This is a genomic window from Tateyamaria sp. GN1-10 (assembly GCF_055693845.1).
The window spans coordinates 1616166-1642186 of sequence record NZ_JBVFUR010000004.1; the positions used below are offsets into that span (position 1 = coordinate 1616166).

24 protein-coding genes and 1 pseudogene are annotated in these 26021 nt (G+C 60.5%); 11 read left to right on the top strand and 14 right to left on the bottom strand.

Annotated features, from left to right (window positions below; translation table 11 throughout):
* Positions 1 to 16: 16 nt before the first annotated feature.
* The 6 genes from ACZ1HN_RS09775 to ACZ1HN_RS09800 all read right to left on the bottom strand — a co-directional run bounded on the left by ACZ1HN_RS09775 (position 17) and on the right by ACZ1HN_RS09800 (position 6564).
* Complete coding sequence (locus tag ACZ1HN_RS09775) at positions 17 to 1069, bottom strand: ABC transporter ATP-binding protein (protein WP_299210180.1); 1053 nt, start codon at positions 1067 to 1069, stop codon at positions 17 to 19.
* A 3-nt stretch (positions 1070 to 1072) separates the two neighbouring features.
* Entirely contained in the window at positions 1073 to 2326 is a 1254-nt protein-coding gene (locus tag ACZ1HN_RS09780; RefSeq protein ID WP_472727350.1) for an MGH1-like glycoside hydrolase domain-containing protein, read from the bottom strand.
* A gap of 8 nt (positions 2327 to 2334) precedes the next feature.
* Entirely contained in the window at positions 2335 to 3549 is a 1215-nt protein-coding gene (locus ACZ1HN_RS09785; protein ID WP_299210176.1) for a carbohydrate ABC transporter permease, read from the bottom strand.
* 133 nt (positions 3550 to 3682) lie between these two features.
* Positions 3683 to 4915, bottom strand: a complete 1233-nt coding sequence (locus ACZ1HN_RS09790) for a carbohydrate ABC transporter permease (RefSeq protein WP_472727351.1) — start codon at positions 4913 to 4915, stop codon at positions 3683 to 3685.
* A 72-nt stretch (positions 4916 to 4987) separates the two neighbouring features.
* Positions 4988 to 6346 carry an ABC transporter substrate-binding protein gene (locus tag ACZ1HN_RS09795; protein WP_472727352.1) on the bottom strand — a complete coding sequence of 453 codons (1359 nt, stop codon included), beginning with the start codon at positions 6344 to 6346 and terminating at the stop codon, positions 4988 to 4990.
* The gene (locus tag ACZ1HN_RS09800; protein ID WP_472727353.1) at positions 6325 to 6564 is read right to left on the bottom strand and encodes a hypothetical protein; all 240 of its coding nucleotides are present in this window, start codon (positions 6562 to 6564) and stop codon (positions 6325 to 6327) included. The genes ACZ1HN_RS09795 and ACZ1HN_RS09800 overlap by 22 nt, the downstream gene beginning before the upstream one ends.
* Before the next feature lie 56 nt (positions 6565 to 6620).
* Between ACZ1HN_RS09800 and ACZ1HN_RS09805 the strand changes: the two genes are divergently transcribed.
* On the top strand, positions 6621 to 7634 hold the full coding sequence (locus tag ACZ1HN_RS09805; protein WP_472727354.1) for a LacI family transcriptional regulator: 1014 nt from the start codon (positions 6621 to 6623) through the stop codon (positions 7632 to 7634).
* Here ACZ1HN_RS09805 and ACZ1HN_RS09810 read toward each other — a convergent pair.
* Positions 7631 to 9228, bottom strand: a pseudogene (locus tag ACZ1HN_RS09810) (GMC family oxidoreductase). The gene ACZ1HN_RS09805 and the pseudogene ACZ1HN_RS09810 overlap by 4 nt on opposite strands.
* Positions 9229 to 9336: 108 nt before the next feature.
* On the opposite strand from ACZ1HN_RS09810, the gene ACZ1HN_RS09815 reads away from it, so the two are divergent.
* The 4 genes from ACZ1HN_RS09815 (at position 9337) to ACZ1HN_RS09830 (ending at position 13534) form a co-directional block, all read left to right on the top strand.
* Positions 9337 to 10569 carry a TRAP transporter substrate-binding protein gene (locus ACZ1HN_RS09815; protein ID WP_299210166.1) on the top strand — a complete coding sequence of 411 codons (1233 nt, stop codon included), beginning with the start codon at positions 9337 to 9339 and terminating at the stop codon, positions 10567 to 10569.
* A 146-nt stretch (positions 10570 to 10715) separates the two neighbouring features.
* Entirely contained in the window at positions 10716 to 11387 is a 672-nt protein-coding gene (locus tag ACZ1HN_RS09820; RefSeq protein ID WP_299772938.1) for a TRAP transporter small permease, read from the top strand.
* Positions 11384 to 12742, top strand: a complete 1359-nt coding sequence (locus tag ACZ1HN_RS09825) for a TRAP transporter large permease (RefSeq protein ID WP_299210162.1) — start codon at positions 11384 to 11386, stop codon at positions 12740 to 12742. Before ACZ1HN_RS09820 ends, ACZ1HN_RS09825 begins: the two co-directional genes overlap by 4 nt.
* A 12-nt stretch (positions 12743 to 12754) precedes the next feature.
* Positions 12755 to 13534, top strand: coding sequence for an IclR family transcriptional regulator (locus tag ACZ1HN_RS09830; protein WP_472727355.1), 780 nt, complete (start codon positions 12755 to 12757; stop codon positions 13532 to 13534).
* Position 13535: 1 nt separating this feature from the next.
* Here the strand turns inward: ACZ1HN_RS09830 and ACZ1HN_RS09835 are convergent, their stop codons facing one another.
* From ACZ1HN_RS09835 to ACZ1HN_RS09845, 3 genes are read right to left on the bottom strand one after another with little or no spacing between them, the layout of a single operon-like run.
* Positions 13536 to 14189 (bottom strand): GntR family transcriptional regulator, encoded by a 654-nt coding sequence (locus tag ACZ1HN_RS09835; RefSeq protein ID WP_299210158.1) that lies wholly within the window; start codon positions 14187 to 14189, stop codon positions 13536 to 13538.
* A gap of 8 nt (positions 14190 to 14197) precedes the next feature.
* Positions 14198 to 15214 (bottom strand): Gfo/Idh/MocA family protein, encoded by a 1017-nt coding sequence (locus ACZ1HN_RS09840; RefSeq protein WP_472727356.1) that lies wholly within the window; start codon positions 15212 to 15214, stop codon positions 14198 to 14200.
* Entirely contained in the window at positions 15211 to 16287 is a 1077-nt protein-coding gene (locus ACZ1HN_RS09845; protein WP_472727357.1) for an isocitrate/isopropylmalate dehydrogenase family protein, read from the bottom strand. Before ACZ1HN_RS09845 ends, ACZ1HN_RS09840 begins: the two co-directional genes overlap by 4 nt.
* 132 nt (positions 16288 to 16419) lie before the next feature.
* Here ACZ1HN_RS09845 and ACZ1HN_RS09850 point away from each other — a divergent pair, with 132 nt between their 5' ends.
* The 5 genes from ACZ1HN_RS09850 to ACZ1HN_RS09870 all read left to right on the top strand — a co-directional run bounded on the left by ACZ1HN_RS09850 (position 16420) and on the right by ACZ1HN_RS09870 (position 20934).
* Positions 16420 to 16713: a putative quinol monooxygenase gene (locus ACZ1HN_RS09850; RefSeq protein WP_472727358.1), complete on the top strand. Its 294-nt coding sequence runs from the start codon at positions 16420 to 16422 to the stop codon at positions 16711 to 16713.
* A complete protein-coding gene (locus tag ACZ1HN_RS09855) occupies positions 16710 to 17504 on the top strand; it encodes an N-acyl homoserine lactonase family protein (protein ID WP_472727359.1) in 795 nt (264 codons plus the stop codon). The genes ACZ1HN_RS09850 and ACZ1HN_RS09855 overlap by 4 nt, the downstream gene beginning before the upstream one ends.
* A 190-nt stretch (positions 17505 to 17694) precedes the next feature.
* The gene (locus ACZ1HN_RS09860; RefSeq protein WP_472727360.1) at positions 17695 to 18471 is read left to right on the top strand and encodes a 3-hydroxybutyrate dehydrogenase; all 777 of its coding nucleotides are present in this window, start codon (positions 17695 to 17697) and stop codon (positions 18469 to 18471) included.
* Positions 18472 to 18482: 11 nt separating this feature from the next.
* On the top strand, positions 18483 to 19577 hold the full coding sequence (locus ACZ1HN_RS09865) for a patatin-like phospholipase family protein (protein ID WP_472727361.1): 1095 nt from the start codon (positions 18483 to 18485) through the stop codon (positions 19575 to 19577).
* Between the two features lie 142 nt (positions 19578 to 19719).
* On the top strand, positions 19720 to 20934 hold the full coding sequence (locus ACZ1HN_RS09870; RefSeq protein WP_472727362.1) for an MFS transporter: 1215 nt from the start codon (positions 19720 to 19722) through the stop codon (positions 20932 to 20934).
* Positions 20935 to 21033: 99 nt separating this feature from the next.
* Here the strand turns inward: ACZ1HN_RS09870 and ACZ1HN_RS09875 are convergent, their stop codons facing one another.
* Genes ACZ1HN_RS09875 through ACZ1HN_RS09890 form a run of 4 tightly spaced genes read right to left on the bottom strand, consistent with a single transcriptional unit; the run spans position 21034 to position 25208 of the window.
* Complete coding sequence (locus tag ACZ1HN_RS09875) at positions 21034 to 22743, bottom strand: ABC transporter ATP-binding protein (protein ID WP_472727363.1); 1710 nt, start codon at positions 22741 to 22743, stop codon at positions 21034 to 21036.
* Positions 22740 to 23279 (bottom strand): hypothetical protein, encoded by a 540-nt coding sequence (locus tag ACZ1HN_RS09880; protein ID WP_472727364.1) that lies wholly within the window; start codon positions 23277 to 23279, stop codon positions 22740 to 22742. Before ACZ1HN_RS09880 ends, ACZ1HN_RS09875 begins: the two co-directional genes overlap by 4 nt.
* A complete protein-coding gene (locus tag ACZ1HN_RS09885) occupies positions 23279 to 24226 on the bottom strand; it encodes an ABC transporter permease (RefSeq protein WP_472727365.1) in 948 nt (315 codons plus the stop codon). Before ACZ1HN_RS09885 ends, ACZ1HN_RS09880 begins: the two co-directional genes overlap by 1 nt.
* Before the next feature lies 1 nt (position 24227).
* Positions 24228 to 25208 carry an ABC transporter permease gene (locus tag ACZ1HN_RS09890; RefSeq protein ID WP_299210136.1) on the bottom strand — a complete coding sequence of 327 codons (981 nt, stop codon included), beginning with the start codon at positions 25206 to 25208 and terminating at the stop codon, positions 24228 to 24230.
* A 218-nt stretch (positions 25209 to 25426) separates the two neighbouring features.
* Between ACZ1HN_RS09890 and ACZ1HN_RS09895 the strand changes: the two genes are divergently transcribed.
* The gene (locus tag ACZ1HN_RS09895) at positions 25427 to 25942 is read left to right on the top strand and encodes a hypothetical protein (RefSeq protein ID WP_472727366.1); all 516 of its coding nucleotides are present in this window, start codon (positions 25427 to 25429) and stop codon (positions 25940 to 25942) included.
* The last annotated feature ends 79 nt before the right edge of the window (positions 25943 to 26021 follow it).

The window sequence follows — 26021 nt, forward strand, 5'->3', positions numbered from 1 at the left end:
CGTATCCTAACACGACTCATGTGTTGATCGTATTCCCGTCGGCATCAAAGAAATGCGTGCGCTCCGGATCGAAGCTGAGGCCCACAACGTCGCCGACCTTCAACTCCGCATCACCTGAAATCCGCACGTTGATCTGCCCTGCCGCCCCGCAATCCAGGAGCACAAACGTGTCGGCACCCAGATACTCTGCCACATCGACCGTGCCATCGCATTGACCAGTGCCCGCTGCGCCTACGGCAACATGTTCGGGCCGGATGCCCATCTGCGTGGCCGCACCGCTCAGGCTGTAAGGACCGCCGCGCCCGCCCGGCACGGTGTAACTGCCATTCGCTGTAGAACACCCAAACACATTCATCTTCGGGCTGCCAATGAACTGCGCCACGAACACGTTGCCCGGATGGTTATAAAGCTCGCGCGGCGTGCCGACCTGGATGATCCGGCCCGCATCCAGCACCACGATCCGGTCTGCCAGTGTCATCGCCTCGACCTGGTCGTGGGTGACGTAGATCATGGTGGCTGACAGGGACTGGTGCAGCTTGGAAATCTCATAACGCATCTCGACCCGCAGGGCCGCGTCGAGGTTCGATAGCGGCTCGTCGAACAGGAACGCCGTCGGTTCGCGTACGATGGAGCGGCCAATGGCAACACGCTGGCGCTGCCCGCCCGACAGGTCCTTGGGCCGACGCTCCAGATACTGATCCAGTTTCAGCGTCTCGGCGGCAGCGTCCACCTTCTCTGCAATCTCGGCCTTGGGTGCGCCCGCCGTTTTCAGCGAGAACCCCATATTGTCCCGCACCGACATGTGCGGGTAGAGCGCATAGGACTGGAACACCATCGACAAGCCACGTTTGCTGGGCGGCTGATCGGTGACATCCTTCCCGTCGATGAGCAGGGAACCACGGCTGATATCCTCAAGCCCCCCGATCATGCGCAGCAGGGTGGACTTGCCGCAACCCGAGGGGCCAACAAAGACGATGAACTCACCATCGTTGATCGCCAGATTGACGCCCTTGATGACCTGCACCTCGCCATACCATTTCTCGACAGCGTTGAGAGTGATCGCGCCCATTGCTCAGGCTCCTTGATTGGTTGGAGAGGCCCAGGCCAGCCAAACGGCCGCCGTCCATGTGAAAGTGCTGCCGCCCGCCGGTGACCCGTCGCGGGGATCGAAGTATTCGGCAAAGCCGTGTTCGGCGATCAGGTCGGCGGTGCTGTGCCTGAGCGCATCGCCCTGGGCCAGGCCCATTTCGGACAGGCCGGTTCCGATCATCAGGTTCATCATCCCCCAGACCGGACCGCGCCAATAGCGCTTGCCGTCAAAGCGAGTGTCATCCGGGGTCAGCGAGGGCACGCCATATTTGCAAAGGGCCAGAACCTCGGCCAGACGCGCCCGCATGTCGGGATGATTGATGCCGGCATACCAGCACAGGAAGGACGCGTTCGAGATTGACCCGGACCAGCGGCCGCTGACCACATCGCGGCTGTCAAAGCAGCCTAGGGCCCGGTTCCAGAGGGTCTGTGCGCCCACCTTGAGCGTTTCTGCCCAGCCTTGCAGTTCGCGCACATCCGCGTCCAGCATCTCGCCGATCGCGATAAGGTCACGGGTGGCACGCAACAGGATAAAGGTCATGGTCGGGTCGGCCACGCGGAAGGGGGTGTCCTGCAGCATTGTGGCTTCATCCCAGCCCAACCGTGCGCCCCGTTGCACCAGCCAGATATATCGATCGTAGTCATATTTCGTGGGCCGCATTGAGCTGTCGACATGGGTCGTGTCGCGGCGCGTGTAGTCTCCAACGCCTTCGGGGGTGATGGCGGCCATGGCCGCGTCCCAGTCGGGGGCATTGTCGCGTCCGGCTTCCCACGGGTGAGTGACGCAGACTGCACCTTGGTCCAGGCGCCAGTCCATGAACCAGCGATGCCAGGCGACCATCTTGGGATAAAGTGTGGCCACGCGGTCCCGACCGACGGCGGTATCCTTTTCCAGTACCATCCGCGCCATGGTCGCGGCGACGGGCGGTTGGCTGATGCCGGACGATGGGATCGGACCGGTGCCCTGCCATACGTCGTGATTGGGGAAGTACCCTTCGTCCGGCACATGGAACAGGATGTGTGGCACCATCCCGTTGTCCCACTGGCCCGAGAACAGGGTTTCGATTTCGACCCAGGCGCGGTCGATGTCGAACTCGGCAAAACCCACTGCGGCAAAGGCACTGTCCCAGTTCCATTGGTAGGGATACAGGCCCGAGGTTGGGATCGTGTACCCACCCTTGTCGTTGCGTTTCAGGATTGCGCGCGCTTCCTCGTCGCGCATGTCCGTGGATGTCATGTCTCGCATCATCCCTTTACCGACCCGGCGGTCAGCCCTTTCGTCATGAACCGTTCCAGCCCCAGGAACAGGGCCATGATCGGAATGGTCGCGATCACGGCGCCCGCCATCAGGTGCTGGCGCGGAATTTCAGAGGAGTTCAGCATCGCGACCCCGCGGGTCAGCGTGAATTTCGACGGATCGTCCAGCAGCATGAAGGCCAGCAGAAATTCGTTCCAGGCGATCATGAAGACATAAAGCGACACCGACACCATCGCGGGCAGCGACAGGGGCAGGGTGATCTTCCAGATCACTTGCAGGCGGCTCAGGCCGTCCATGAGGCCCGCCTCTTCGACCTCTCCGGGCAGGCCGCGGAAATATCCCTGCAGCATGTAGAGCGCGACGGGGATCGTGGTGACCGGATAGATCATCAGCAGACCTGGAATGGTGTTGCGCAGACCCGTCATGGAGAAGGTGATGTAGATTGGCAGCGCCAGCACGATCATCGGGACCATGTAGATCAGCAGGATTGACCGCGAAAACGCCGCCCGCCCCTTGAACCGCAGCCGTGCCACGGCATAGGCGCCAGGGACCGAGAACAGCAGCGTGATCAGCACCGTCAGGACCGAGACATAGAAGCTGGTCCAAAGGTAGCTGCCGAAATTGAACTGGCCGAACAACTCGATGTAGCTGCGAAACAGATCCCAGCCGCGGCTCAGTTCGATGGAGAAATCGAGCGGGTTCTTCAGCAGCGCCTGCTGCGATTTCAGGCTGGTCATCACCATCACGTAGAAGGGGATCAGCACGGCGGCGGTAAAGACGATGTAGCCGAACCCGGTCAGGAACCGGATCACCGCATCCTCAAACGCATGTCGGGTGAGCGGACCGGGATGCGCCTCGACCAGCATGAGGGTCAGGGGCCAGATCATGAACAGACCAAAGGAGACGACGGCCATAAGCTGCCACAGAACCGGGACGTTCTCTTGAAACAGGATCGGCGACAGCGGTGTGAACATCAATACGACGCACAGCAGGATGAAGCCACTCATAACCAGTCGTGCATCGCGCAAGTAGATGCTTGCCATGCCGCCGCCCAACCCAAGGATCAGGCACCCCAGACTGCCGGGCCGAAACCCAAGGCCAGAAGCAAAGGACAAGGTAACAGACACCGTGACGGCGATGACAAAGGCCCAGAACAAACCGATGACGGCCCCGGTCACCGCGCCTTGACGCAGACTGCTCATGCCGATCCTCCTTCACTTTGCCAGATAAACTTCGGGATGAGGCCGCAGGCCGAAGGGCAGAGCCCTTGCGCGCGTAGCGCGCGCTCCCCGCCCGCCTCCGGCAAGACACAAACTTGTTTTGCGGCACCCGACATCACAGTCCTTCCTCCTGAGAAATGTACTTGAAGAAGAAGAAGCTGAACAAAAGCAGCGTGGCAAAGATCACCACAGCCACAGCCGCACCGGCACCAATGTTCGAGATGGCGAAGGCTTGTTCATAGACGTTCACCGTCAGTGTCCGCGTGCCCGCATTGCCGCCCGTCAGCAGGAAAATGTCGTCGAACTTGTTGAAGGTCCAGATGAAGCGCAGCAGGAACAGGACCGACAGGATACCCAAGAGCATGGGCAGCGACAGGTACCAGAACTTCTGGAAGGGTGACGCGCCATCCATATCGGCAGCCTCGTACATATCCGTGTCGATGGATTGCATCCGCGCAAGGATGAAAAGGAAGGACAGCGGGAAATAGCGCCAGATCTCGAACACCGTGACCATGATCAAGGCAAGCGGGCGTTGACCGAAGAAGTTGATGGGGCTTTCAACGACACCCATCTGGATCAGCAACGCATTCAGCGAGCCCGAGAACGGATCAAGCAGGGTGACCCAGGTGAAAGCCACGGCAATGATGGGCGAGACATAAGGAAACAGGTAGAGGCCGCGCAGCACGCCTTTGCCACGGAAGGACTTGTTCAACAACAGTGCCGCAAACAGCCCGACGACCAGCGCGCCGATGGTGCCGAACACGGTGTAAAAGACAGTGGCCCACAGGACCGACCAGAACTCGTCTCCGTCAAAAATACGCGCGAAATTCTCAAGCGTGAACTCGGAGTTTGTCAGGATGTTGTCGCCGACACCATAACCTGAGGGTTCGGTCCCTTCGACAATCTCTTCCAGTGCGTCGAGATCGCCATCCAATGTGACCGGAATGCGGATGCGTTCATTGAACCCGCCTTCTACATCGCCAAAGTCGCAGCGCAGCGCGCCACCCTCGACCGAACACTGCTCGGGCAGTGCACCCGGCGTCACACCGTCATGCAGCGTGTCGGTGAATCCCAGCCCCACAATCTCTTTCTGCTGGGAGGAGTTGCGGACGCGATACTCGATCACCATTTCGCCGGATCGCTCGCGCAGGCTTTCGCGGATCACGGGGGCCACGGGGCGCAGGTCAGCAAGACCAACAGGTTTGAAGCTGATCCAGAAGATCGCCAGCAGCGGCAGGATGATCACAAGGCTCACGATGGTGATCGTGGGCAGCAGCAGGGACCAGGCCAGCCGCGCCTCGCGGCGCTCAAGCGCACCACGGGTGGTCGGTGGAGTAGGGACCGTCATGGGATGTCTCGGACTGAGGGGTTCAGGGTGAGAGGGCGGGGCGATCCGCCCCCTCGCAGCCTATGGGAGGGCTTAGTTGATCGAAGACAGCTCGCTGTTCATCGCCGCAATCGCGGCAGCGGCGTCGATCTCTTCATCGATGTACTGACGCACGATGCGGTTGATCGCCTGGCTGTTGATCATCTTGGACGCCAGCGCGAGCTGCCCTTCTTCGACGCCCCAGCGCTGGGCGACTTTCAGACCACCCACGATCTCGTCCAGCATCTCGGCGGCATAGAGATCCTTCATGGGCGCCTTGCGGTCCACACCCACCGGGATTTCCGACCACGCGGCCGAAAACTTGCCGGGCTCATCTGCGGTGCCGGTGCGGACGGGGAACTTGCCCTCGGCCGCGATGGACAGCGTCTGCATGTAGCCGTCGTTCATCGAGAACTCGACAAAGGCCTGAGCGATTTCAGTGTCCGCATCGTTGGTAATGCCAAAGTACCGTACATCACCCCAGGCCGCGCCATCCGGGTTCGACGGACCTGCAAAGTTGGTCACGATGCCGGTTTTGGCCGCCAGTTCCTTGGTCGTGGGGTCGTCGTTGATGGTAGGGGCGGCACTGTCGCGCAGACCGGCCAGTTCATCCAGAATGAAGGGTGACCAGATGATCATGGCTGCATCGCCAGCAAAATAGATCTCGCGCGATTGCTTCCAATACAGCTCACCCGGAGGAGACGCTTTGGTGATCGCCTTGTAGAAATCCAACACTTCCGTGGTGGCCGCTGCATCCAGTTCCTGGAAACCGCCATCACCCACCGGGCTCACGCCATTGGCCAGGAAGACATGCTCCAGCACTTGGGACATGAAATTCTCGTCCACCTTGGTGGCAGCGACAAACCCATACATCTCCGGCGGGTTGTGCAGCGCTTCCAGCGCGGCCTGAACGTTCGCAAATGTGTTGGGCGGTTCCAGCCCTTTCTCGGCAAACAGGTCGGCGCGGTAGACGATCATCTGCGTCCAGCCATCCACGGGGACGGACGCGATGTCGCCATCATAATCTGCCATCGCAAGCGGGCCGGATGCGAATGTGTCGCGGCCCAAGCCGTCCACCACATCAGTCGCAGCTTCCGTGTCCAGAATACCCGCTTCGGCCCACGGCAGGGCGTACTGAAGCGGGTGGTAGATGACGTCCGGCAGGTCACCGGCAGCAAAGGCGGCCGTGGTGCGCGTGCCCAGCTCGGTCTCCGAGACCGGGATCACTTCGACGCTGTTGCCCGTGGCTTCTTCGAATTGCGCCGCCATTTCCTGCTGCTTGGCAAGGCGCTCCGGCTGTTCCTCTGTGGTCCAGAAACGGATGTCTTGGGCCATCGCGGCGCTTGCGCCCAGCACAAGGCTTAACGCGGTGCCGGTGGCCAATCGGGCCATCAGACCTTTGGTTGCGTACATGTGGTGTCCTCCCATTTGTCGTCTTTTGATCCGGTCGCCTGCGCAGCATCCGAACGGAACCTGCCATAAATGGTCGCAGATAATTGCAACGATGCAACAATTATTTTTGCCGCACTATTTTTAAAAAACCCAATAAATATCATTGTTTTGCCGCGCTGCGGCGAAGGAAGGCGTGCAAAAATTGCAACGATGCAACCCGATTCGGTGTTGATCGACATGGCGCCTCCTGTTCTGATAATCACAGTGTTCACCGACCCAAACCGCAAGGCAGGCCATGGCCGACCCGACCCGTAAACCGCCAACGCTCAAGACAATCGCCGAGATCACGGGCCTCAGCCTGTCGACCGTGTCGTTGTCTTTGCGCGACGGGTCCCGTTTGAAAAAGGAAACACGGGACAAGATTGCAGCTGCGGCTGCCGAGGTTGGCTATGTGCCCAACCGTGCGGGCGTACGCCTGCGTACGGGTCAGACCAACGTGCTGACGCTTGTACTGTCGCCCGCCAAGAATACGATCGACTACACACGCCAGATGATCGAAGGGATCGGGGCGCATTTGTCCGGCACCAAGTACCATTTGAATGTTATTCCCGACCTGCAAGGGGCCACACCCGAAGAATCGGTGCGCTATGTTCTGCAGAATCGGACTTCTGACGGCATCATCCTGACCCACACCAGCGCGCGCGACCCGCGGGTGCAGATGCTGATTGATGCCGATTTCCCGTTCGTGTCGCATGGGCGAACTGAATTCTACGCGGCCCATGCTTTTCACGACTTCCATGCCGAACGCTATGTCGAGATGGCGGTCGAGCGGTTGATTGAGCGTAGGCGCAAACGCTTTGTCCTGGTCGCCGAAGACGACGCGACGACCAATTTTGCCAAGATCACCGGTGGATTTCACCGGGCTTTGGCCCGGCATGGCATGACCGGAGAGGTCGCGACCGAAACGGGTATCCTGATTTCCACCGACACAGCCCGGGAGTTCGGGCAGACGCTCGCGCAGCGCAGTGACCCATTTGACGCGATCATCAGCAACAATGAACTGGCCACACTGGCGTTGATGGGCGGGCTGGCCGATCAGGGGCAGGTGCTGGGCCGCGACTATGATCTTATCTGTCGTCAGACAACGCCGATTCTGCCAACGCTTTACCCGCAGATTGATACGGTAACCGAAGACCTGGTGGCCACTGGCCGCGAACTGGCGCGTCTGTTGATCGACCGGGTGTCAGGTGTGCCGGTCGATCAATTGCAGACGTTGCATGAACCAGAGCCGATGTGGCGCAGCAGTTAGGCAGTTCCGAGGATCAGATCCGATGCCTTTTCACCGATCATGATGGCGGGGGCGTTGGTGTTGCCGCTGACAATCTCAGGCATGATCGAACAATCGGCCACGCGCAGGCCTGTAATCCCGCGTACACGCAACTGTTCATCGACCACCGCCGCCTTGTCCTGACCCATTTTGCAGGTCCCGGTTGGGTGATAGATTGACGCAGTATTGCTGCGCGCCCAGTCCAGCGTGGCATCGTAATCATCCATCGGCAGGTCCGCATGTGGGCGGTATTCTTCCGAAATCTTGGATGTCAGAGGGGCATGGCGGGCAATGCGCCGCGCAATATTAACCCCTTCAACCACTGTCCGGCAGTCCGTTTCGGTGCTGAGGTAGTTCGGAATGATCTTCGGATAGGTGCGCCCATCCTTGCTGACCAACCGAATCTCGCCCTTCGATTCTGGGCCGCAACTGGCAAACGGACATCGTAAAGGCCGAGAATGGGTCAGCACCCTTGCCGGGATTTTCCGCAGAAAGGGGCTGGACGTGGAACTGAATGTCGGGGGTCTCGAGGTCGTCCCGGGTCTTCATAAAGCCGGTGGCAAGGCTTGCCGCCATGGTCATCGGACCGGCCCGGAACATCAGGTATTTGAGGCCGATCTTGGCCTGTCCGAACAGGCTCGACACCTCGTCATTCAGGGTGGGTTCGTTGCACTTGTAGACCAGCCGCGCCTGCAGGTGATCCTGCATGTTTTTACCGACGCCCGGCAGGTCGACAACCACGTCGATCCCGTGTTCTTGCAACTGTGCCGCTTCCCCAATTCCGGAGAGCATCAAAAGCTGCGGAGAGTTGATGGAACCGCCCGACAGGATGACCTCTTTGCGGGCTTTGACAGTCTGCCACGCACCGCTGCGGTCACGGTAGGACACACCGGTCGCCTTGGTTCCGTCCAGCTCGATTTTCTCGACCTGAGCATGGGTCACGATGTTGAGGTTCTCGCGGCTGCGGACCGGGTTCAGGAACGCCACGGCAGACGAACAGCGCCGTCCGTTGCGCGCAGTTAATTGAAAGAATCCAACACCTTCCTGATCAGCGCCGTTGTAGTCGGGGTTAAATTTGTAGCCCGCTGACTGGGCCGCAGCGACCCACGCATCGGTGATCGGGCGCTGGATGCGCATGTTGGAAACCGACAGGTTGCCCTGATCGCCGTGGAAGTCGTCAGCGCCGCGCTCGTTCTTCTCGGATCGCTTGAACAGGGGCAGGACATCATCCCACGCCCAGCCGCGATTGCCCATCTGTGCCCAGCGGTCATAGTCCTGCGGTTGTCCCCGGACATAGAGCAATCCGTTGAGGGACGACGACCCGCCCAGCACCTTGCCGCGGGGCCATTCGATAGAGCGACCGTTCAGGCCCGGATCGGGCTCGGTCTTGTAGCACCAGTCCACGTTTGGGTTGTGAATGGTTTTGAAATACCCGACCGGAATATGAATCCACGGGTTCCAATCCCGGCCGCCCGCTTCAAGCAGCACAACCTTGGTGTTTGGGTCCGCGCTGAGACGATTCTGCGATCACGCAGCCGGCACTTCCGGCACCCACGATGACATAATCGGCTTCCAAAACGACCCCTCCCTTACTTAAAGTCAAAAAAGACTAGGCAGATTGTTCAAGCTGCGCTAGCCTTTTCTGAGATAAAACGTCTCAATAATGTGTATCAGGGAGGATTGCATGAAACTTGGGAAAAACCTCGCGGGCATTTCGCGCCGCGATCTGTTCCGTGTGGCTGGTCGTTACGGCCTCAGCTCCACGCTGCTTGCAGCGGGTAGCTTTGGCGGTGCGATGAGTGTTGCCAATCTGGCGGCCGCCGCGGAATCAACATACGACAAACGGTTCTCGAAAGAGCCCAAGCACACACTGAAATTCGGTGCAGCCGGCTTCAACCAGCAGAACCTGCTGATCGAGCGCGCCGGTTGTCTCGAATTCGCGCGCGATCTCGAAGAGCGCACCGATGGTGAGATTCGCGTTGAGTTCATCGGCAACAACCAGATCTGTGGTCAGCTGTCCTGCGTTGAGAAAGCGCAACAGGGCATCGTCGACATCTATGCCGCCTCGACCCAGAACTCGGCCGGTGGTGCGCCCTATCTGAACGTGCTCGACTATGCGTACATGTTCCGCAGCCGGGCCGACCAGTACCACTTCATGTACAGCCCGGACAGCCAGCGCATCCTGCGCGACCCGTTCGAAAAGCGCCACGGCCTGAAGTTCCTGTTCACGCACGCTGAACTGCGCGGCATCCAGTTGGGTCTGTCGTGGGAAGACAAGCCCACGGTCGACAACATCGACGTTCTGCGCGGCACCAAGAACCGCGTCACGGGCACACAGCTTGGCCGTATCGCGATGGACGCGCTGGGTCTGAACCCTGTGCCGGTCGCTTGGGAAGAAACCCTTGATGGTCTGAAGCAGGGCCTGATCGACGGTGCCGAAACTTGGGCATCGGCCGTGGCCTACGCCAACATGTCGCCGGTGGTCAGCCAATGTGTGGACCTGCGCTTCTTCTGCGGTACGGAACACACCGCGATGAACGCACAAACCTTCGACGGTCTTGGCGGTGAGCTGCAGGATGCTGTCATGGAATCGTCCTACCTGACACAGGTGCACGTCCAGGCCGCAAACGAAGCCGCGCTGGTCAACACTGTTGGTTTCTCGCACCCGCACCAGGGTCCGGACACCATCTTTGCCCAGAACAACGTGCGTGTCGCCGCACTGTCCGACGCAGAGATCAAGAAAGCGGAAGAGCAGTGCTCGCCCGAGTTCCAACCGCAGCTGTGGGAGCAGTGGCGCGAGCGGATCAATGGCTGGGCCGGTGGCATCGACACATACCAGGAAATCTACGACGGTGTTCGCCAGAACCCGCATACCCTGGCCGAGAACGTCGAACCCCGCCGCTGGTGGCGCGGTTAATCCGGAAACGGATTTCTCACAAAATCAATGGCTTGGGCGTATATCGCCCAAGCAGCTATCCATGTCGCGTAACACCGGCATGGATTTCCGTATCCTGACGCGACAAGATGCCGGAACGGATTTGCCAGGCACGAGGGAGGTGCAGCATGGACTTGATTGCGGGCATGGGAGAAATCATCTCCGCCCTGATGACAGGCGACTCATTCGAGTTGCAGACCGCGCTGCGCGGCAATGCCGGGATGTGGCCACTGGGCTTCATCGCCACCTTCGTGGGCGGCGCTTTGGTTGCGATGCTCTACCGTGCTGTCCCATTCATCGAACGCCACTTCGAACCTGCCGTAATGGTCGTTGCCTATTTGGCGATCGGCTACATCATCTTTGCGGGCGTGGTGCAGCGGTTCTATCTGAGCGGTCAACCGGCTTGGTCGACGACCCTGCCGCCGTTCCTGTTCCTCATCATGACGTGGGTCGGATGCAGCTATAACGTCAAGCTGCGCACACACCTCGCATTTGCCGAGTTTCGCAAGGCCGCGCCACGCGGAGTACAGATGGCCCTGCTGGTTCTCGACGCCATCCTCTGGTTCGGTTTCGCCTGGATCGTGGTCGTGACAACCGCGCAGGAAACTGTGCGTGCCGCCGCCAACTTCGCCATCATGCTGGGCACGGATAACGTGATGCAGTGGTGGTTCCTTGGCACCGTGCCGATCGCATTCATCCTCTTGACTGCACGCGTGATGGAAAACCTCGCCGCTGATCTCAAGAAATACCGCGACGGCAACGAAATGATTGAAGCCGCAGTGATCGGAGGTGACGCATGAGCGATCCAACACTCATCACCCTGATTTCCATCGCGGTGACCATCCTGTTCATGATGGGCGTGCCGGTGTTCCTTGTCATCGCCTATTGGGTGATCGGCATGTCGTTCGTCCTTGAGCTGCAGCTTCTGAACATGGGTGCAGCCCTGCAGGACGTATTCACCGACGGTTTCGCCCTTCTGGCCATGCCGCTCTTTATCCTGACCGGTGACTTGATCAACCGCTCCGGCATCGCGCGGCGCCTGTCCGACTTTGCCTATGCCTGCCTCGGCTGGATCCGTGGCGGTCTTGCCATGGCGTCCCTTGGCGCGTGTGGCCTGTTTGCTGCGATCTCGGGCTCGAACTCGGCCACCACGGCCACCATCGGTTCGATGCTGCATCCGGAAATGGTCAAGGGCGGATATGACGAACGCTTCTCGGCCGCCACGGCGGCGGCGGGCGGTACGGTGGGGATCATCATCCCGCCGTCGATTATCTTCATCGTCTACGGCTTCCTCATGAACCTGCCGATCTCGGACCTGTTTGTCGCGGGTATCATTCCCGGTGCCCTGATGGTGGGCGGCATGATGCTGGCCTGTTTCATCATCTGCTGGCGCAACGGGTGGGGCTACCTGATCGCGCTTAGCCCATTCCGGGTGTTCAAGACCGCTCTTGGCGCATGGCTTGGCTTCTTCGCCATCGGTCTTGTGCTCTGGGGCATCTATACCGGTAAGTTCTCGCCCACCGAGGCGGCGGGTGTGACCGTCGGCTTCGGGATCATTGCGGGCCTGGTCAGCTGGGTTGTATCCAAGGTGTTCCGCATGGATCAGACCAAGGACTGGTCCGAGAAATCGGCCCTGTCGATGCTGGTCGTCGAAGGGTTCACCATTCCGCAAATCCCGAGCATTACGATGCGCTCGGCGCAGATCACCGGCATTCTTGCGCCGCTGATCGCCATCTCTGTTGTGATGCAGCAGATCCTGTCCCTTTTGGGCGCACAGCAGGTCATTGGCGACTTTGTGACGTCGATGGGTGGCTACTACCCGATTCTGTTTACGGCGATGGGCATCGTGTTCATCTGCGGCATGGTGCTGGAATCCTTGCCGGTGACGATCATTCTTGCGCCGATCCTTGCGCCGATTGCGGCGAGCGTGGGCGTCGATCCGGTCCACTTTGCCGTGATCTTCCTTGTCGGTGCATCCATCGGCTTTGTGACACCGCCCTATGGTCTGAACCTCTACGTGGCGTCAGGCGTAACAGGCGTTCCCTACTTCCGCTTGCTGCGGTATACGGTGCCCTATCTCTTCGCCCTGATTTCAGTGTGGATCATCGTGTCGTTGACACCTGAGCTCGCGCTGTTCCTACTGCCAGAAAGATAACGCCGTAGAGCCATGCCTGACGATCACCGCCCCCGCAAGGACCACCAAATCCCCACCAATCTGCGCCTGCTGATGGTGATGGAGGAAGTCGCCAAGCGTGGGGTGGCCGTCAAACCGACAGACCTGATCGATGCATTGGGTCTGCCGAAACCCACCGTGCACCGGTTGCTGCAGACGGCTGAGGCCGAGGGGTTCCTGCAGCGCGACCTTGACGGGCGCAGCTATGGTCCGGGCCCGCGTCTGCGGGCCTTGGCCGTCAGCACCATGTCATCCGAGCATCTGCGCACGGCGCGCCTGACCATCCTGCGCAGCGTGGCGGAGGAGGTGGGTGAGACCTGCAATCTTGCCACCGCTGACCGCGAGGGGATGACCTATCTCGACCGGGTCGAAACCGAATGGCCCCTGCGCATTCAGTTGCCCATCGGCACGCAGGTGCCGTTCCATTGCACGGCATCGGGCAAGATGTACTTGTCGACCCTGCGCCCCCACATCCTGCGGACAGTTCTCACGACGCGTCCGCTCGAGGCGCATACCGATGGCACGCTGGTCGACATGGACAGCATCAAGGCTGAGTTGGAAACGACACGCATGCGCGGATATTCCACGGACAATGAGGAATTCATGTCCGGCATGGCCGCCGTCGCGGTCCCGATCTGGGATGGGCAGGGGAAACTGCTGGCCACCCTGTCGGCCCACGCGCCGATTCAGCGCCGCAGCCTTGTGGACCTGATCGACTTCCTGCCGGCCCTACGTCGTGGCGCGGAAGAGTTGACCCGGCTGCACACGTCGTAACTTACAACCCGTGAAACTGGTGCTTCTCGAGAAGCGCCACCAGCATATCGCGCGCCGCCTGCCGGTGGGCATGGTGCGTGTCATGCGCTGTCTTCGCATCCCCGCGCGCGATCGCCTGATAGACGATTCGGTGATCCTCGTTCGATTGTTTGGGTTTGGGGCGCATGAACAGGGTGGTGGCACGGGCGCGCCGCACCTGATCGCGCATCACGGACACCACCATGCTTAGTCGCGCATTGCGGCCCAGGCGGACAAGCTCGCGGTGGAACCGGTCATCCGCTTCGGCCCAGGCCCGCAGGTCATCCGCCGCCAGTGCGGCATCCATATCGCGGATGGCCGTGGCCAGTGTGGCAAGGTCCGACTTGGAATACTGCGTCTCTGCGGCGCGGGCGGCGGCAAGGCTCTCCAATTCCGTTAGAATGTCATAAATCTCGGCCATGTCGGTGGCGGACACCGGACTGATACGGATGCCCCGGCGCGGGCGCATCTCGACCAAACCCTGCGCCTGCAACATCAACGCGGCCTCGCGCACGGGCGTGCGGGACATACCCAGCTGTTCGGCCAGCTCGCTCTCAAGATGGTCAGACCCGGGCGGCAACTCTCCGGCGAAGATCATCTGGCGCAGGGCCGATACGGCCCGTTCCACATTGCTCATGGCCCCCATTACTCCACCTCTTCTAAAGTGACCTTTCGACCCTCCTTGGCCGAAGCATAGATTGCATCCTTCACCGCAATGACCCGCAGGTACTCGCGGGCCGTGTTCTCAAGCGACGTGCCTTCTGTCATTGCGCGGATCACATGGGATTGCAGCGCGTGCACGCAATCGCCGCCAAACCCGTCCCATGCGTCGGGGCCGAGGATCGTTTCGACCTCTGACAAGCCAAAGGCGCGCCGCGTGACAGATCCATCACCGTGCAATGCAAGTATGCCCTGTGTCCCCTCGATCAACGCCTCGCCCATGGTCCGGCGCAGGTTGTCGGCCACGTGGTCCAGATGCCGGTTCCCATCAAACAGCGCCCGCACCGGCCCATGGTCAAAGATCACGTGGCCCGCATCTTCGCCCGCGATCACGGGATTGATGCGGCGCAGATCGGCATAGACGGCGCTGGCGGGGCCAAAGAGATAGGCAAAGGTGTCCACCCAATGCACCGCCGTTTCATGGACCAGAAACCGGGGCATCTGCTGGAAATAAGGCTGACGGTCCAGATAGGCCTCTGGCCCTTGTCCGTCGCCGGGGCGTAAACGGAATGTCGCGTTCAGCACCTCCCCAATCGACCCGGCTTCAAGTTCAGCCTTGATCGCCCGATACCATGGCTGAAACCGGAAATTCTCGTGCACAACCAATCGCGCGCCTGCTGCCTCTGCCTCCGCAACGATGCACCGCGCCTCATCGATATCCATGCAGAACGGTTTTTGGCAGATGATCCATTTGATCCCTGCCGTCAGGGCCGCCCGAATGGTGGCGGCATGGGCGGGCGGGGGCAGGATGATGTCCAGCAGATCGGGTGCTGCCTCCGTCAGCATCTCGCCCAGATTGTCAAAGGCAGGCGCGCCGGTGGCGCGCGCCTTTTCAATATCCAGATCGCACGCCCCGACCAACGCGACACCATCCATGCGGGTCCAGCTGCCATAGTGAAACTGGCTGAAATAGCCTGCGCCGACGCAGGCCACGCGGATCATGCCAACGCTCCTTTTACAGCAGCGGCGACCTCCGCTGTCCCGGCACTTCCGCCCAGATCACGGGTCAGTACGCGTCCCTCGGACACAACGGCATCGACCGCATCGCGCAAACGCCTGGCATCTTCTGCCATCGCTGGCATGTCATGCCGACTGGCCAGCCATTCCAGCATCATCGCGCCCGACAGGATCATTGCCATCGGGTTTGCGACACCCTGGCCCGCAATGTCGGGGGCTGAGCCATGGCACGGCTGGAACACCGCGTGGTGTGCCCCGATGTCGGCGGACGGGGCCAAACCAAGACCGCCCATCAGACCAGCCCCCAGATCGGACAGGATGTCGCCAAACATGTTCTCGGTCACCATGACATCAAAGGACCACGGACGCTCGACCATCCACAAGGCGGTGGCATCGACATAGGCGTGATCGGCTTCAATGTTGGGGTGATTTGCCGCCTCGGCATCGAACATCTCGCGGAAGAAGGCAAAGGCACGGAAGACGTTGGCCTTGTCCACGCAGGTCACCTTGCCCGGCCCTTGCCCGGACGCCTTGCGGGCATGGGCCATATCAAAGGCAAAGCGGAACAGGGGCTCTGAAATCTCTCGCGTGATGCGCAGGGTCTCGCGTGCCTCGTCGGCCTCAACCTCGCCGCGGCCTTGCGTATAAAACAGCCCCTCGGTGCTTTCACGGATAAGGACAAAATCCACGGGCTTGTCCGTCGCCAAAGGGGTTGGCTGCCCGGGCCGGATCGTGACGGGACGCACGCCGGCGAACAGGGTCAACGCCTTGCGCAGATCAATCTGCGGCGCAATTTCGGTCCCGTCCGGGTAACGGATGCTGGGCAGTCCCATGGCCGACAGCAGAATTGCGTCGGCCGCTCGCGCCCCTTCCATTGAGGCGGGCGGCAGGCTCTCTCCCGTCTTGGCATAATGCGCAGCCCCCGCAGGCAGGTCGATCCAGTTCAGGCCATAGCCAGACCCCGCTGCCAAGCTTCCCAACAGTTCAACCGTGGGGGCCATGATCTCGGGGCCAATGCCATCCCCTTGAAACACGGCGATATCAAAACTTCTGTGCATGGCGCGGGCCCCTTTCGGCATAGGCTGGTGAAAAGCGACTCGCTTCTCGTATGCGCTTGTGTATACATTAATGTATGAATTATCAAATACCTGGCCGCATTCACTGCGGAGGGCAAGAAAAAGGGGCACCCCATGCCATATGCTGTCACCGTCATCTTCGACCTGAAACCGGGAACGCGGGACACGTTCTTGTCGCACATCATCCGCAACGCGCGCCGCTCGCGCTACGACGAACCCGGGTGCCAGCACTTTGACGTGTGCACAGACCCCAGCCAGCCTGACACAGTATTTCTCTATGAACTCTACGACGATCTTGCGGCGTTCGAGGCGCATCAGCAGACGCCGCACTACCTCGAAACCGGTCCCAAGATCGCGGACATGGTTGCGAAAAAGACCCTGAACACCTTTGAACTGGTCCACAGATGACCTACGAAGTCTACGCCATCAAATACGCTGAACAGACGGCGCGTGTGCGTGGTGACAATTACATGTTCGACGACAATCACGACGCCCCTGATCCCATCGACTTCTACATGTGGCTGATCCGGGGGGAGGGGCGCGTGATCCTTGTGGACACCGGCTTTGACGCTGCCGAAGGGCAGGCGCGGGGGCGACCCATCCGCCTTGATCCAGGCGAGGCGCTGAAACCCTTTGGCCTGCAGCCCGAAGACGTGACCGAGATCATCGTCACCCACCTGCATTTCGATCATGCGGGCGGTCTGCACCTGTTCCCGAATGCAAAATTGCATCTGCAAGTGGCCGAGATGGCCTATGCCACCGGCCCCTGCATGTGCCACGACGCGCTCCGCGCACCCTTCACCGTGGGCCACGTTGTTGCTGCGGTGCAGCGGCTCTATTCCGGCAAGGTGGTCTTTCACGATGGCGACAGCGAGATTGCCGATGGCATCACCGTGCACCGCATTGGCGGGCACACAAAGGGGATGCAGGCCGTGCGCGTCCGTACGCAGGCGGGTTGGCTAGTTTTGGCCTCGGATGCGGCGCATTTCTACGGCAACTTCCTGACTGGAACACCCTTTCCCATCGTGGTGGATATGCAGGACATGTTGGACGGGTTTGCCACGATCCAAAGGCTTGCAAGTGCGCGGAAACTTGTCGTGCCGGGCCATGACCCGTTGGTGCGCCAGTACTTCCCAATGGCGATGGCCGACCATATTACGCGGCTTGATGTCGGACCTACGCAGGACCCGACACTGTAACAAAGCGCCATCGCCTGCGCTCAAATATGAGGCAAAACGGCGAAAACAGCCGGTTCCGGCAGTAACACTTAGCGGCATTTCTCACGTGGTAGAGAGGTGAGCGCCAAAGAGTTGCTGCACATGCAAAGCGGCCCTACCTGTTGGACAATCACGGCTTTCCGCGCCGCAGCATTGTCCAGAGAGGTCACCCATGACACGCACCGCCATCATCACCGGATCAACCAGCGGCATCGGGCTCGGCATTGCCGAGGCTTTCGCCGCCCAAGGCTTCAACATTATGCTCAACGGGTTCGGCGACGCGAACGAGATTGAGGCGACGCGTGCGGACCTTGACGCCAAATCCGCGGGGACGGTTGCCTACCACGGCGCCGACATGACCAAACCGGACCAGATCGCCGATCTGGTGGCGACAACCGAAGCGCAGTTCGGTGCTGTCGATATCCTCGTGAACAACGCGGGGATCCAACACGTCGCCCCGGTCGAAGAGTTCCCGTTGGACAAATGGGACGCAATCATCGCTATCAACATGTCCTCGGCCTTCCACACCATTCGTGCCGCTCTGCCGGGGATGAAAGAGCGTGGGTTCGGGCGGATCATCAACGTGGCTTCGGCCCACGGCCTTGTCGCGTCGCCCTACAAGTCGGCCTATGTCACGGCCAAGCATGGGATTGTCGGTTTGACCAAGACCGTCGCCCTTGAGGCCGCGCAGCACGGTGTTACCGTCAACGCGGTCTGCCCGGGCTATGTGCTGACCCCGCTGGTTGAGGGGCAAATTCCTGACACCGCCAAGGCGCGCGGCATCACCGAGGAAGAGGTGAAACGCGATGTGTTGCTGGCGGCCCAACCCACCAAGGAATTCGTGACCGTGGAACAGCTGGGTGCGGTGTGCACGTTCCTCGCCTCCGAGGCCGCAGCCTCTGTCACCGGCATCGCCATGCCGGTCGATGGTGGTTGGGTCGCGCAGTAGGGGGCCGGGTCATGTCAGCCACCAACGGGCGCGCAAAGCGTCATGAGAAATCCATCAACCTCGCGCTTCAGGGTGGGGGATCGCACGGGGCCTTCACCTGGGGCGTCCTTGACCGGATGTTCGAAGAAGACCGTCTGTGGATCGAGGCGGTCAGCGGCACCTCTGCCGGGGCCATGAATGCAGTGGTTGCGACGCAAGGAATGTACGACGCGGGTGCGGCCGGAGCGCGGCAGACGCTTGAGGATTTCTGGCGCGCGGTCAGCCGCGCAGGGCAGGGCAGCCCGATCAAGCGCACGCCGCTCGACATGATGCTGGGGTCCTGGTCGCTCGATGCCTCTCCCGGTTACGTGATGATGGACATGATGAGCCGGATGGCCTCGCCCTACGACCTGAACCCTTTGGGACTGAACCCATTGCGAGACGTGGTTGAGGATTTCATCGACTTCGACAAGGTCGCCAAATGCGATGACATGGGGCTGTACATCTCGGCGACCAATGTCGAAACGGGACGGGCGCGTGTCTTTCACCGGCACGAGGTGACGTTGGACGTGGTGATGGCCTCGGCCTGCCTGCCCAACATGTTCAAGGCGGTCGAGATTGACGGCGTGCCCTATTGGGATGGCGGTTACATGGGCAACCCGGTGCTGTTCCCCTTTATCGATCACTCGCCGTCTTCGGACATCGTGATTGTGCAGATCAACCCACTGAAACGTCCCGGCACCCCCCGCCGTGCGCGGGATATCCAGAACCGGATGAACGAGATCACGTTCAACGCCTCGCTTCTGCGCGACCTGCGCACGATTGATCTGGTGCACCGGTTGATCGAAGACGGGGCGCTGTCTGACAACGAGTACCGCGTGATGAACATGCACATGATCGACGGGTGCGACGACATGCTGGCGCTTGATGCATCATCCAAGCTGAATTCGGAATGGGCGTTTCTGATCCATTTGCGCGATCTGGGGCGGCAACATGCGGACCGATGGTTGAGTTCCAATTTCGACAAGATCGAGAGGGAAAGCACGCTGGATCTGCGCGAGATGTTCGATGATTTCGGGGCACCTCAGGGCGCAAATGCGGTGGACCTGAAATCGAGAAAAGGATAGTGAAGCCGGTCCGGTGTGGGGTGTCCCCGCGGGGACAAACACATGAAAGTTTGCAAATTCAATGATTTGCTGGCTACGCTAACCAATTTTTAACCCGTGGACACCGCGACTGCGCGGCGCCGAAACCTCGGAGGCATGACCCATGGCCGTGACTGCCCAGATGACGGGCCTTGCGCCTGAATTGGCCGAAAAGACGCCGGAAGATCGCCGCATGGTGATCCGCCGGTCAACGATGATCGCGCTGATCGCCTTTTTGACGCTGATTGACCTTTTTGGCTCGCAGGCTTTGCTGCCCACGCTGGTGGAGACCTATGGCGTGTCGCCAGCGGCGATGGGCTTTGCCGTCAATGCGTCGACCATCGGGATGGCGTTTGCCTCGCTGGTGGTGGCCATCTTTGCCCGGCGGATCGATCGCAAGCGGGGGATCTGGATGTGTCTGGCGCTGCTGAGCATCCCGACCATGCTGCTGGCGACAACCGACGATTTGACCACCTTTACCTTGCTGCGGGTGGCGCAGGGCGTGTTCATGTCTGCCGCCTTTACCCTGACGCTGACCTATCTGAGCGAGGAGTGTTCGCTGACCGCCGTTGGTGGGGCGATGGCCGCCTATATTACGGGGAATGTCGCGTCGAACCTTTTGGGGCGACTTCTGGCGTCCGAAATTGCAGGGAATTTCGGCCTTGCCGAAAGCTTCTATGGCTTTGCAGCGCTGAACCTGACGGGGGCTGTGGTTGCATATTTCTATATCGGGGCGCGGGACAGCCGTGGCCATGATACTGCCGACGGGCCCTCGGTCATCGAGGCGTGGTTGGATCATCTGAAGAACGCCAAGCTGGTGGCGATGGTGGGCATTGGGTTCATCCTATTGTTCGTGTTTGTCGCGACCTTCACCTATGCCAATTTCATTCTGGCGCAGGCCCCGTTTGACTTGCCGCAGACGATGATTGGGTTGGTATACTTCGTTTTTGCCCCGGCGATCCTGACGACACCCTTGGCGGCCGCGTCCGTCGCGCGGTACGGTGCGCGGGCGAGCTTTCACGGCGCGATTGCCGTGTCGTTGGTGGGGCTGGTGTTGTTGCTGACGCCTGTTCTGGCGATGTTTCTGTTGGGCCTTGCGCTGGTTGGGGCGGGGTTGTTCTTTGCCCAGTCTGTCGCCACCGGATATGTCGGGCGCACCGCCACCCATGATCAAGCGGCAGCCAACGGGTTGTACCTGGCCAGCTATTATCTGGGTGGGATTGCCGGGGCTTTTGTCATTGGGCAGGTGTTTGCCACGCAGGGCTGGACCGTTGCAGTAGTGGTGCTGCTTGCGCTGACCGCGCTGGCCTGGGCCTTGTCACTCAGGATGGGGCGGTGATCCAAAGGCGCGCTGCCGCGCACGCGATTCATTTTTGCTGACGAGGGGGCTGTCTGCCCCCTCGAGCTCCCCGAAGGTATTGTTGGCCAGAAGAAGGTGTCAGGCGTTTTCGAGGCCTTCGGTTGAGAGGCCTTCGAGCTTGGGCATCAGGCGCAGGAGTTCCTTGGTGTAGTCCGCTTGTGGGGCAGCGAAGAGCTGTTCGGTGTCCGCCACTTCGACCATCTTGCCCTGCCGCATGACACCCACGCGGTCGCACATTTGCCGGACGACGGGTAGGTCGTGGCTGATGAACAGCATGGTGAGGCCCAGATGTTCCTGCAGATCCTTGAGGATGTTGAGCACCTGCGCCTGGATCGACACGTCGAGCGCGGAGGTGGGTTCGTCGCAGATCAGGAAGCGTGGTTGTGTGGCGAGCGCCCGGGCGATGGAGATGCGTTGGCGTTGGCCGCCGGAGAATTCGTGCGGGTATTTCCGGCCTGCGTCTGCACCGAGGCCCACGCGGTCCAACAGTTCGTCGACGCGGTCCTGAACGGCGCGCCCTTCGAGCAGTTTGTGGTGTAGCACCGGTTCGGCCACGATGGCGTCCACCCGCATGCGCGGGTTGAGGCTGGAAAACGGGTCTTGAAAGATCATCTGGATCTGGCGGCGGTAGGCGTCGCGTTCTTCGCGCGAGGCCAGTTGTGTGACGTCGGTGCCGTCGAAATAGATATGGCCGCCGTTCGTTTCGTAGAGCGTGGCGATCATGCGGGCGACGGTGGATTTGCCCGAACCGCTTTCGCCCACAAGGCCGAACACCTCGCCCTCGCGGATGTCGAAGCTGACCTCGTCCACGGCTGTGAACATTTTGCGCCATGCGGGGATGATGGAATCGCGTTGGACGAAGGTTTTGGTGATCCCGTCCACCTGCACCAGTGTGCCGGTTTTGGATTTGGGTGGGGTGGGCCAGTTGCGGGCGAGGTCTTCGATGGCGAACTTCGTGCTGCGCCCGCCGTAGGAGAGTTGTGGGAAGCGGTGCACCTTGAGCGTGGCGCGAGGCACGGCGGCGATGAGCGACTTGGTGTACTCGTGTTCGGGGGCGCCCATGACTTGGGCTGTTGTGCCGCTTTCGACCACTGCGCCCTGGTACATGACCGTCACGCGGTCGGTCGTGTCGGCAATCACGCCCATGTCGTGGGTGATCAGGACCACGCCCACTTGCCGTTCGCGGGCGAGTTCCTTGATCAGGTCGAGGATCTGCGCCTGGATCGAAACGTCGAGCGCCGTGGTGGGTTCGTCCGCGATGATGACATCGGGTTCCGAGCAGAGGGCGAGGGCGATCACCACCCGCTGGCGCATGCCACCGGAGAACTGGTGGGGGTATTGTTTGACCCGCTCGGACGGGTCCGGGATGCCGACGCGGTCGAGCAGTTCCACGGCGCGGGCCTTGGCGGCTTTGTCGCCGAGTTTCAGATGCGCTTCGATGGTTTCGGTCAGTTGGTCTTCGACCGTGAGCAGCGGGTTGAGCGAGGTGAGCGGGTCCTGGAAGATCATGGAGATCTTTGCGCCACGCAGGGCGCGCATGCCCGCGGCGTCGCGGCCGCTGATGGCTTCGCCCCGGAAGCTGACCGTGCCATCGGCGATGTGGCCCGGCGGGTCGATCAGGCCCATGACAGCGGCGCCGATGGTGGATTTTCCTGCACCGGATTCGCCCACGAGCCCGTGGATTTCACCGGGGGCGACGGTTAGGTCGGCACCGTTGACGGCGACGAAGGTGCCCTTGCGGGTGGGGTAGTGGACGGAGAGGTCGGAGATGTTGAGGAGGGAGGTCATTGGGTGTTTGACTCGTCGTTCAGGCGAGCAGCTACACGGTTACGGCAGGCTCTAAGGTCGCTGTTTGAGTAGTGCCAGAAGGAGCCACTCATCACCGGTGTGTCCAAGCAAGGGTAAATCCGGGTCGGGTTGGTAGTATCTAAGAAGTGTAACCCAAGGCGTGAGGCCAAGCTGTCCGGTTCGAAAACACGATCCATTTGGAATGCCTTGGGATTGTTTGTAACGGCGCAAAAGCCTTCAGTGACATAAACGCCGGTCTCAGGATTGACTTCCTCGTTCTCGGCAGGTGTCAGCCCGTAGTATCGAAGAAGGCCAACACCAATGTCATCCAATTCAATGCTGGAAAAAAGCACTGAAAAGGTTCGATGATTTAGGAGCGTGTCCAAAGCCGAAACCCACTGGTTGAGGTATTCGGACGCTGTCAACCGTGTTGTAGATGCGAAAAAGGTTTCCTCATAGTCGCCGAGTTTGACCTTTCCCTGCATATGCTCGCAGGTTTTGTCATCGGTCGATTGTTCAAGCCGAATGTCAAACATCACCGCAACCTTGGATTAAGCGCGTCGCGCAGCCAGTCGCCCAGCAGGTTGACGCTGAGCGCCAGGGCCAGGAGCGTGCAGGCGGGGAAGAAGAGGATCCACCATTCGCCCGAGAACAGGAAGCCTTGGCCGATGCGGATCAGGGTGCCGAGTGAGGGCTGTGTGGGGGGCGCGCCGACGCCGAGGAAGCTGAGGGTGGCTTCGGCGATGATGGCGAGGGCCAGCGAGATCGTGGCGATCACCAGCACCGGCGACAGGACGTTGGGCAGGATGTGTTTGACCATGATGGCGGGGCCGCTGCGGCCGATGAGCCGGGCGGCCTGCACGTATTCCTTGCTCTTTTCGACCAGCGTGGCGCCGCGTACGACGCGGGCGAATTGGACCCAGTCTGACAGGCCGATGGCGATGATCAGGACCCAGATGGCCATCTGATCTCGGTATTCGATCGGGGTCACACCCTTGGCGATCCCGAAGATCAGCATGGCGACAAGGATGCTGGGGAAGGTCAGCTGTACGTCTGCGATGCGCATGATGACCGTCTCGGTCCAGCCGCCGACATAGCCCGCGATGAGGCCAAGGGAGATGCCCAGCACCATGGCAAACAGCACGGCGGCAACGCCAACAAACAGCGAGATGCGCATGCCGTAGAGGATGGTCGAGAAGACGTCGCGCCCCTGATCATCGGTGCCCAGCCAGAAGCTGTCACCGGTGAAGGCGTTGGGCGTCATAGGGCGGGAAAAACCGTTCATCAGGTTGAGCGAGGCGGGATCAAACGGATTGTAAGGCGCGATGAGCGGGGCGAAGACCGCGCTCAGGACCAAAATCAGGGCCACGGCGAAACTGACAATAGCGACGGGGGAGCGTTTGAACAGGTAGAAGAAATCCGAATCCGCCCAGCGTTGCAGGCGGGTGGGGGCTTTGGTCGGGGTTTGGGCCGTATCGGTCATCTTAATGTCCTCCCGCCCGATCCACACGCAGGCGCGGGTCGATGGCGAAGTATAGCAGGTCCACGATCAGGTTGATGCCCACGAACATGACCGAAATCAGCATCAGGTAGGCGGCCATGACCGGAATATCGACGAACTGGATCGCGTTGATGAACAGGAGGCCCACGCCCGGCCATTGGAACACCGTCTCGGTGATGATGGCGAAGGCAATGATGGAGCCCAATTGTAGGCCCGTGACCGTGATCACCGGCACAAGCGTGTTCTTGAGCGCGTGGCGGAAGTTGATGGCCCGTTCCTTGAGCCCACGGGCACGGGCGAAGCGGATGTAGTCTTGCCGCAGCACTTCCAGCATCTCGGATCGGACAAGGCGCATGATCAATGTCATCTGGTAGAGGCCGAGGGTGATCGAGGGTAGAATGAGGGCCTTGAGTCCGCTGGCTGTCAGGAACCCTGTGGACCAATTGCCGATCTTGACCGTCTCGCCACGTCCGAAACTGGGCAGCCAGCCCAGTTCGACCGAGAACAGGTAAATCAGCAGGATACCTATGAGGAAGGTGGGCAGGGACACGCCAATCAGGGATGCCGACATGATCACATTTGCCCAGAGCCCGTTTCGTCGGATGGCGGTAAAGACGCCAAGCGCGATGCCGAGGGAGATGGCCAGAAAGCCACTGACGGCGGCCAGTTCCAATGTTGCAGGCGCCCGCTCCAACAGGATGTCAGACACGGGTCTGCCCTGCCGGTAACTGACGCCGAAATTGCCCTGCACCGCCCCTTCCAGGAAGCGGTAGTACTGCACGGCAAAGGGTTGATCCAAACCAAGCTGTGCGCGCAGGCGCTCGACATCCTCGATGGTCCGTTCCTGTCCCAGCATATTGTCGATGGGATCACCGACAAAGCGGAACATGGAAAAGGCGACAAGGCCCACGACCAACAGAACGAGGGCGGATTGGGCGACACGCTGGAGAATGAAGGAAAGCATTTCCCCGTCTCGCAAGATGCGCGGGCCTGGTCAAGGGACCGCAGACATGCGCACCGCGCGGGCAGGATTGTTTTTTGAAGGAACTTCACGTTCTGCACGCAGGTGAAGCAGCCAGCCAACGGTTGATGCCGCGAGCGCATCTTTTCTTGCTTTTGCCCTTTCTTCGCCTGTTTTGCATTCCACTCTCGCGGGAACGGCCCTTTGAATGGAGATATCCCGTGAACCCCCGGATCATTGTTGCTGCACTATGCGTTGTTTCAGCTTGCGGGGCCCCCGCGCCCCAGCAGAAGGGCGTTGGGTTTTCAACGCCGGGCGCGTCCCAAACAGCCACCGTCGCGGAGCGGGCTCCCGCAGCACAAGTGCCTGCGTCGCAAACCTCGAACCTGCCATTTTATCAAGAGCAAACAAGATCCTACGCCAAGCGTGGGCGTTCGACCAGCGAGCGTTCGGCGGCGATGGATGCCTTCCGTGCGCGCACGTCTTTCTGGGAGAAAGGCGACAGTGAACTTGTCACTTTGGGCAAGTACCGGCTGAAGTTTCGTCAGGTTCGGGTTGATACCCATAACTTCATTGTCGCGCACAATGCCTCGCACACTGTCGGGGCGCAGCGCTTTAACCTGACGGCAAAGGCACGGCAGGTGGCCCAATCCAAGACGACATGCCAGCTCAAGGACGGTACCTATCACGTGCGCGATGGGTACGAGCGGGGCATGGTTTTTGCGCTGAGTTGTTAAGCAGACCCGCTGTTTTCAGTAATAATTGGTGCAATGAAAAGGCCCACCCCGGATTGCGGGATGGGCCATTCTTTTCCGG

Bases quoted from the DNA above. Each gene is read 5' to 3' on its own strand.
- ACZ1HN_RS09775 (WP_299210180.1), bottom strand. From the start codon at position 1,069: ATGGGCGCGATCACTCTCAACGCTGTCGAGAAATGGTATGGCGAGGTG.
- ACZ1HN_RS09780 (WP_472727350.1), bottom strand. From the start codon at position 2,326: ATGACATCCACGGACATGCGCGACGAGGAAGCGCGCGCAATCCTGAAA.
- ACZ1HN_RS09785 (WP_299210176.1), bottom strand. From the start codon at position 3,549: ATGAGCAGTCTGCGTCAAGGCGCGGTGACCGGGGCCGTCATCGGTTTG.
- ACZ1HN_RS09790 (WP_472727351.1), bottom strand. From the start codon at position 4,915: ATGACGGTCCCTACTCCACCGACCACCCGTGGTGCGCTTGAGCGCCGC.
- ACZ1HN_RS09795 (WP_472727352.1), bottom strand. From the start codon at position 6,346: ATGTACGCAACCAAAGGTCTGATGGCCCGATTGGCCACCGGCACCGCG.
- ACZ1HN_RS09800 (WP_472727353.1), bottom strand. From the start codon at position 6,564: ATGTCGATCAACACCGAATCGGGTTGCATCGTTGCAATTTTTGCACGC.
- ACZ1HN_RS09805 (WP_472727354.1), top strand. From the start codon at position 6,621: ATGGCCGACCCGACCCGTAAACCGCCAACGCTCAAGACAATCGCCGAG.
- ACZ1HN_RS09815 (WP_299210166.1), top strand. From the start codon at position 9,337: ATGAAACTTGGGAAAAACCTCGCGGGCATTTCGCGCCGCGATCTGTTC.
- ACZ1HN_RS09820 (WP_299772938.1), top strand. From the start codon at position 10,716: ATGGACTTGATTGCGGGCATGGGAGAAATCATCTCCGCCCTGATGACA.
- ACZ1HN_RS09825 (WP_299210162.1), top strand. From the start codon at position 11,384: ATGAGCGATCCAACACTCATCACCCTGATTTCCATCGCGGTGACCATC.
- ACZ1HN_RS09830 (WP_472727355.1), top strand. From the start codon at position 12,755: ATGCCTGACGATCACCGCCCCCGCAAGGACCACCAAATCCCCACCAAT.
- ACZ1HN_RS09835 (WP_299210158.1), bottom strand. From the start codon at position 14,189: ATGAGCAATGTGGAACGGGCCGTATCGGCCCTGCGCCAGATGATCTTC.
- ACZ1HN_RS09840 (WP_472727356.1), bottom strand. From the start codon at position 15,214: ATGATCCGCGTGGCCTGCGTCGGCGCAGGCTATTTCAGCCAGTTTCAC.
- ACZ1HN_RS09845 (WP_472727357.1), bottom strand. From the start codon at position 16,287: ATGCACAGAAGTTTTGATATCGCCGTGTTTCAAGGGGATGGCATTGGC.
- ACZ1HN_RS09850 (WP_472727358.1), top strand. From the start codon at position 16,420: ATGCCATATGCTGTCACCGTCATCTTCGACCTGAAACCGGGAACGCGG.
- ACZ1HN_RS09855 (WP_472727359.1), top strand. From the start codon at position 16,710: ATGACCTACGAAGTCTACGCCATCAAATACGCTGAACAGACGGCGCGT.
- ACZ1HN_RS09860 (WP_472727360.1), top strand. From the start codon at position 17,695: ATGACACGCACCGCCATCATCACCGGATCAACCAGCGGCATCGGGCTC.
- ACZ1HN_RS09865 (WP_472727361.1), top strand. From the start codon at position 18,483: ATGTCAGCCACCAACGGGCGCGCAAAGCGTCATGAGAAATCCATCAAC.
- ACZ1HN_RS09870 (WP_472727362.1), top strand. From the start codon at position 19,720: ATGGCCGTGACTGCCCAGATGACGGGCCTTGCGCCTGAATTGGCCGAA.
- ACZ1HN_RS09875 (WP_472727363.1), bottom strand. From the start codon at position 22,743: ATGACCTCCCTCCTCAACATCTCCGACCTCTCCGTCCACTACCCCACC.
- ACZ1HN_RS09880 (WP_472727364.1), bottom strand. From the start codon at position 23,279: ATGTTTGACATTCGGCTTGAACAATCGACCGATGACAAAACCTGCGAG.
- ACZ1HN_RS09885 (WP_472727365.1), bottom strand. From the start codon at position 24,226: ATGACCGATACGGCCCAAACCCCGACCAAAGCCCCCACCCGCCTGCAA.
- ACZ1HN_RS09890 (WP_299210136.1), bottom strand. From the start codon at position 25,208: ATGCTTTCCTTCATTCTCCAGCGTGTCGCCCAATCCGCCCTCGTTCTG.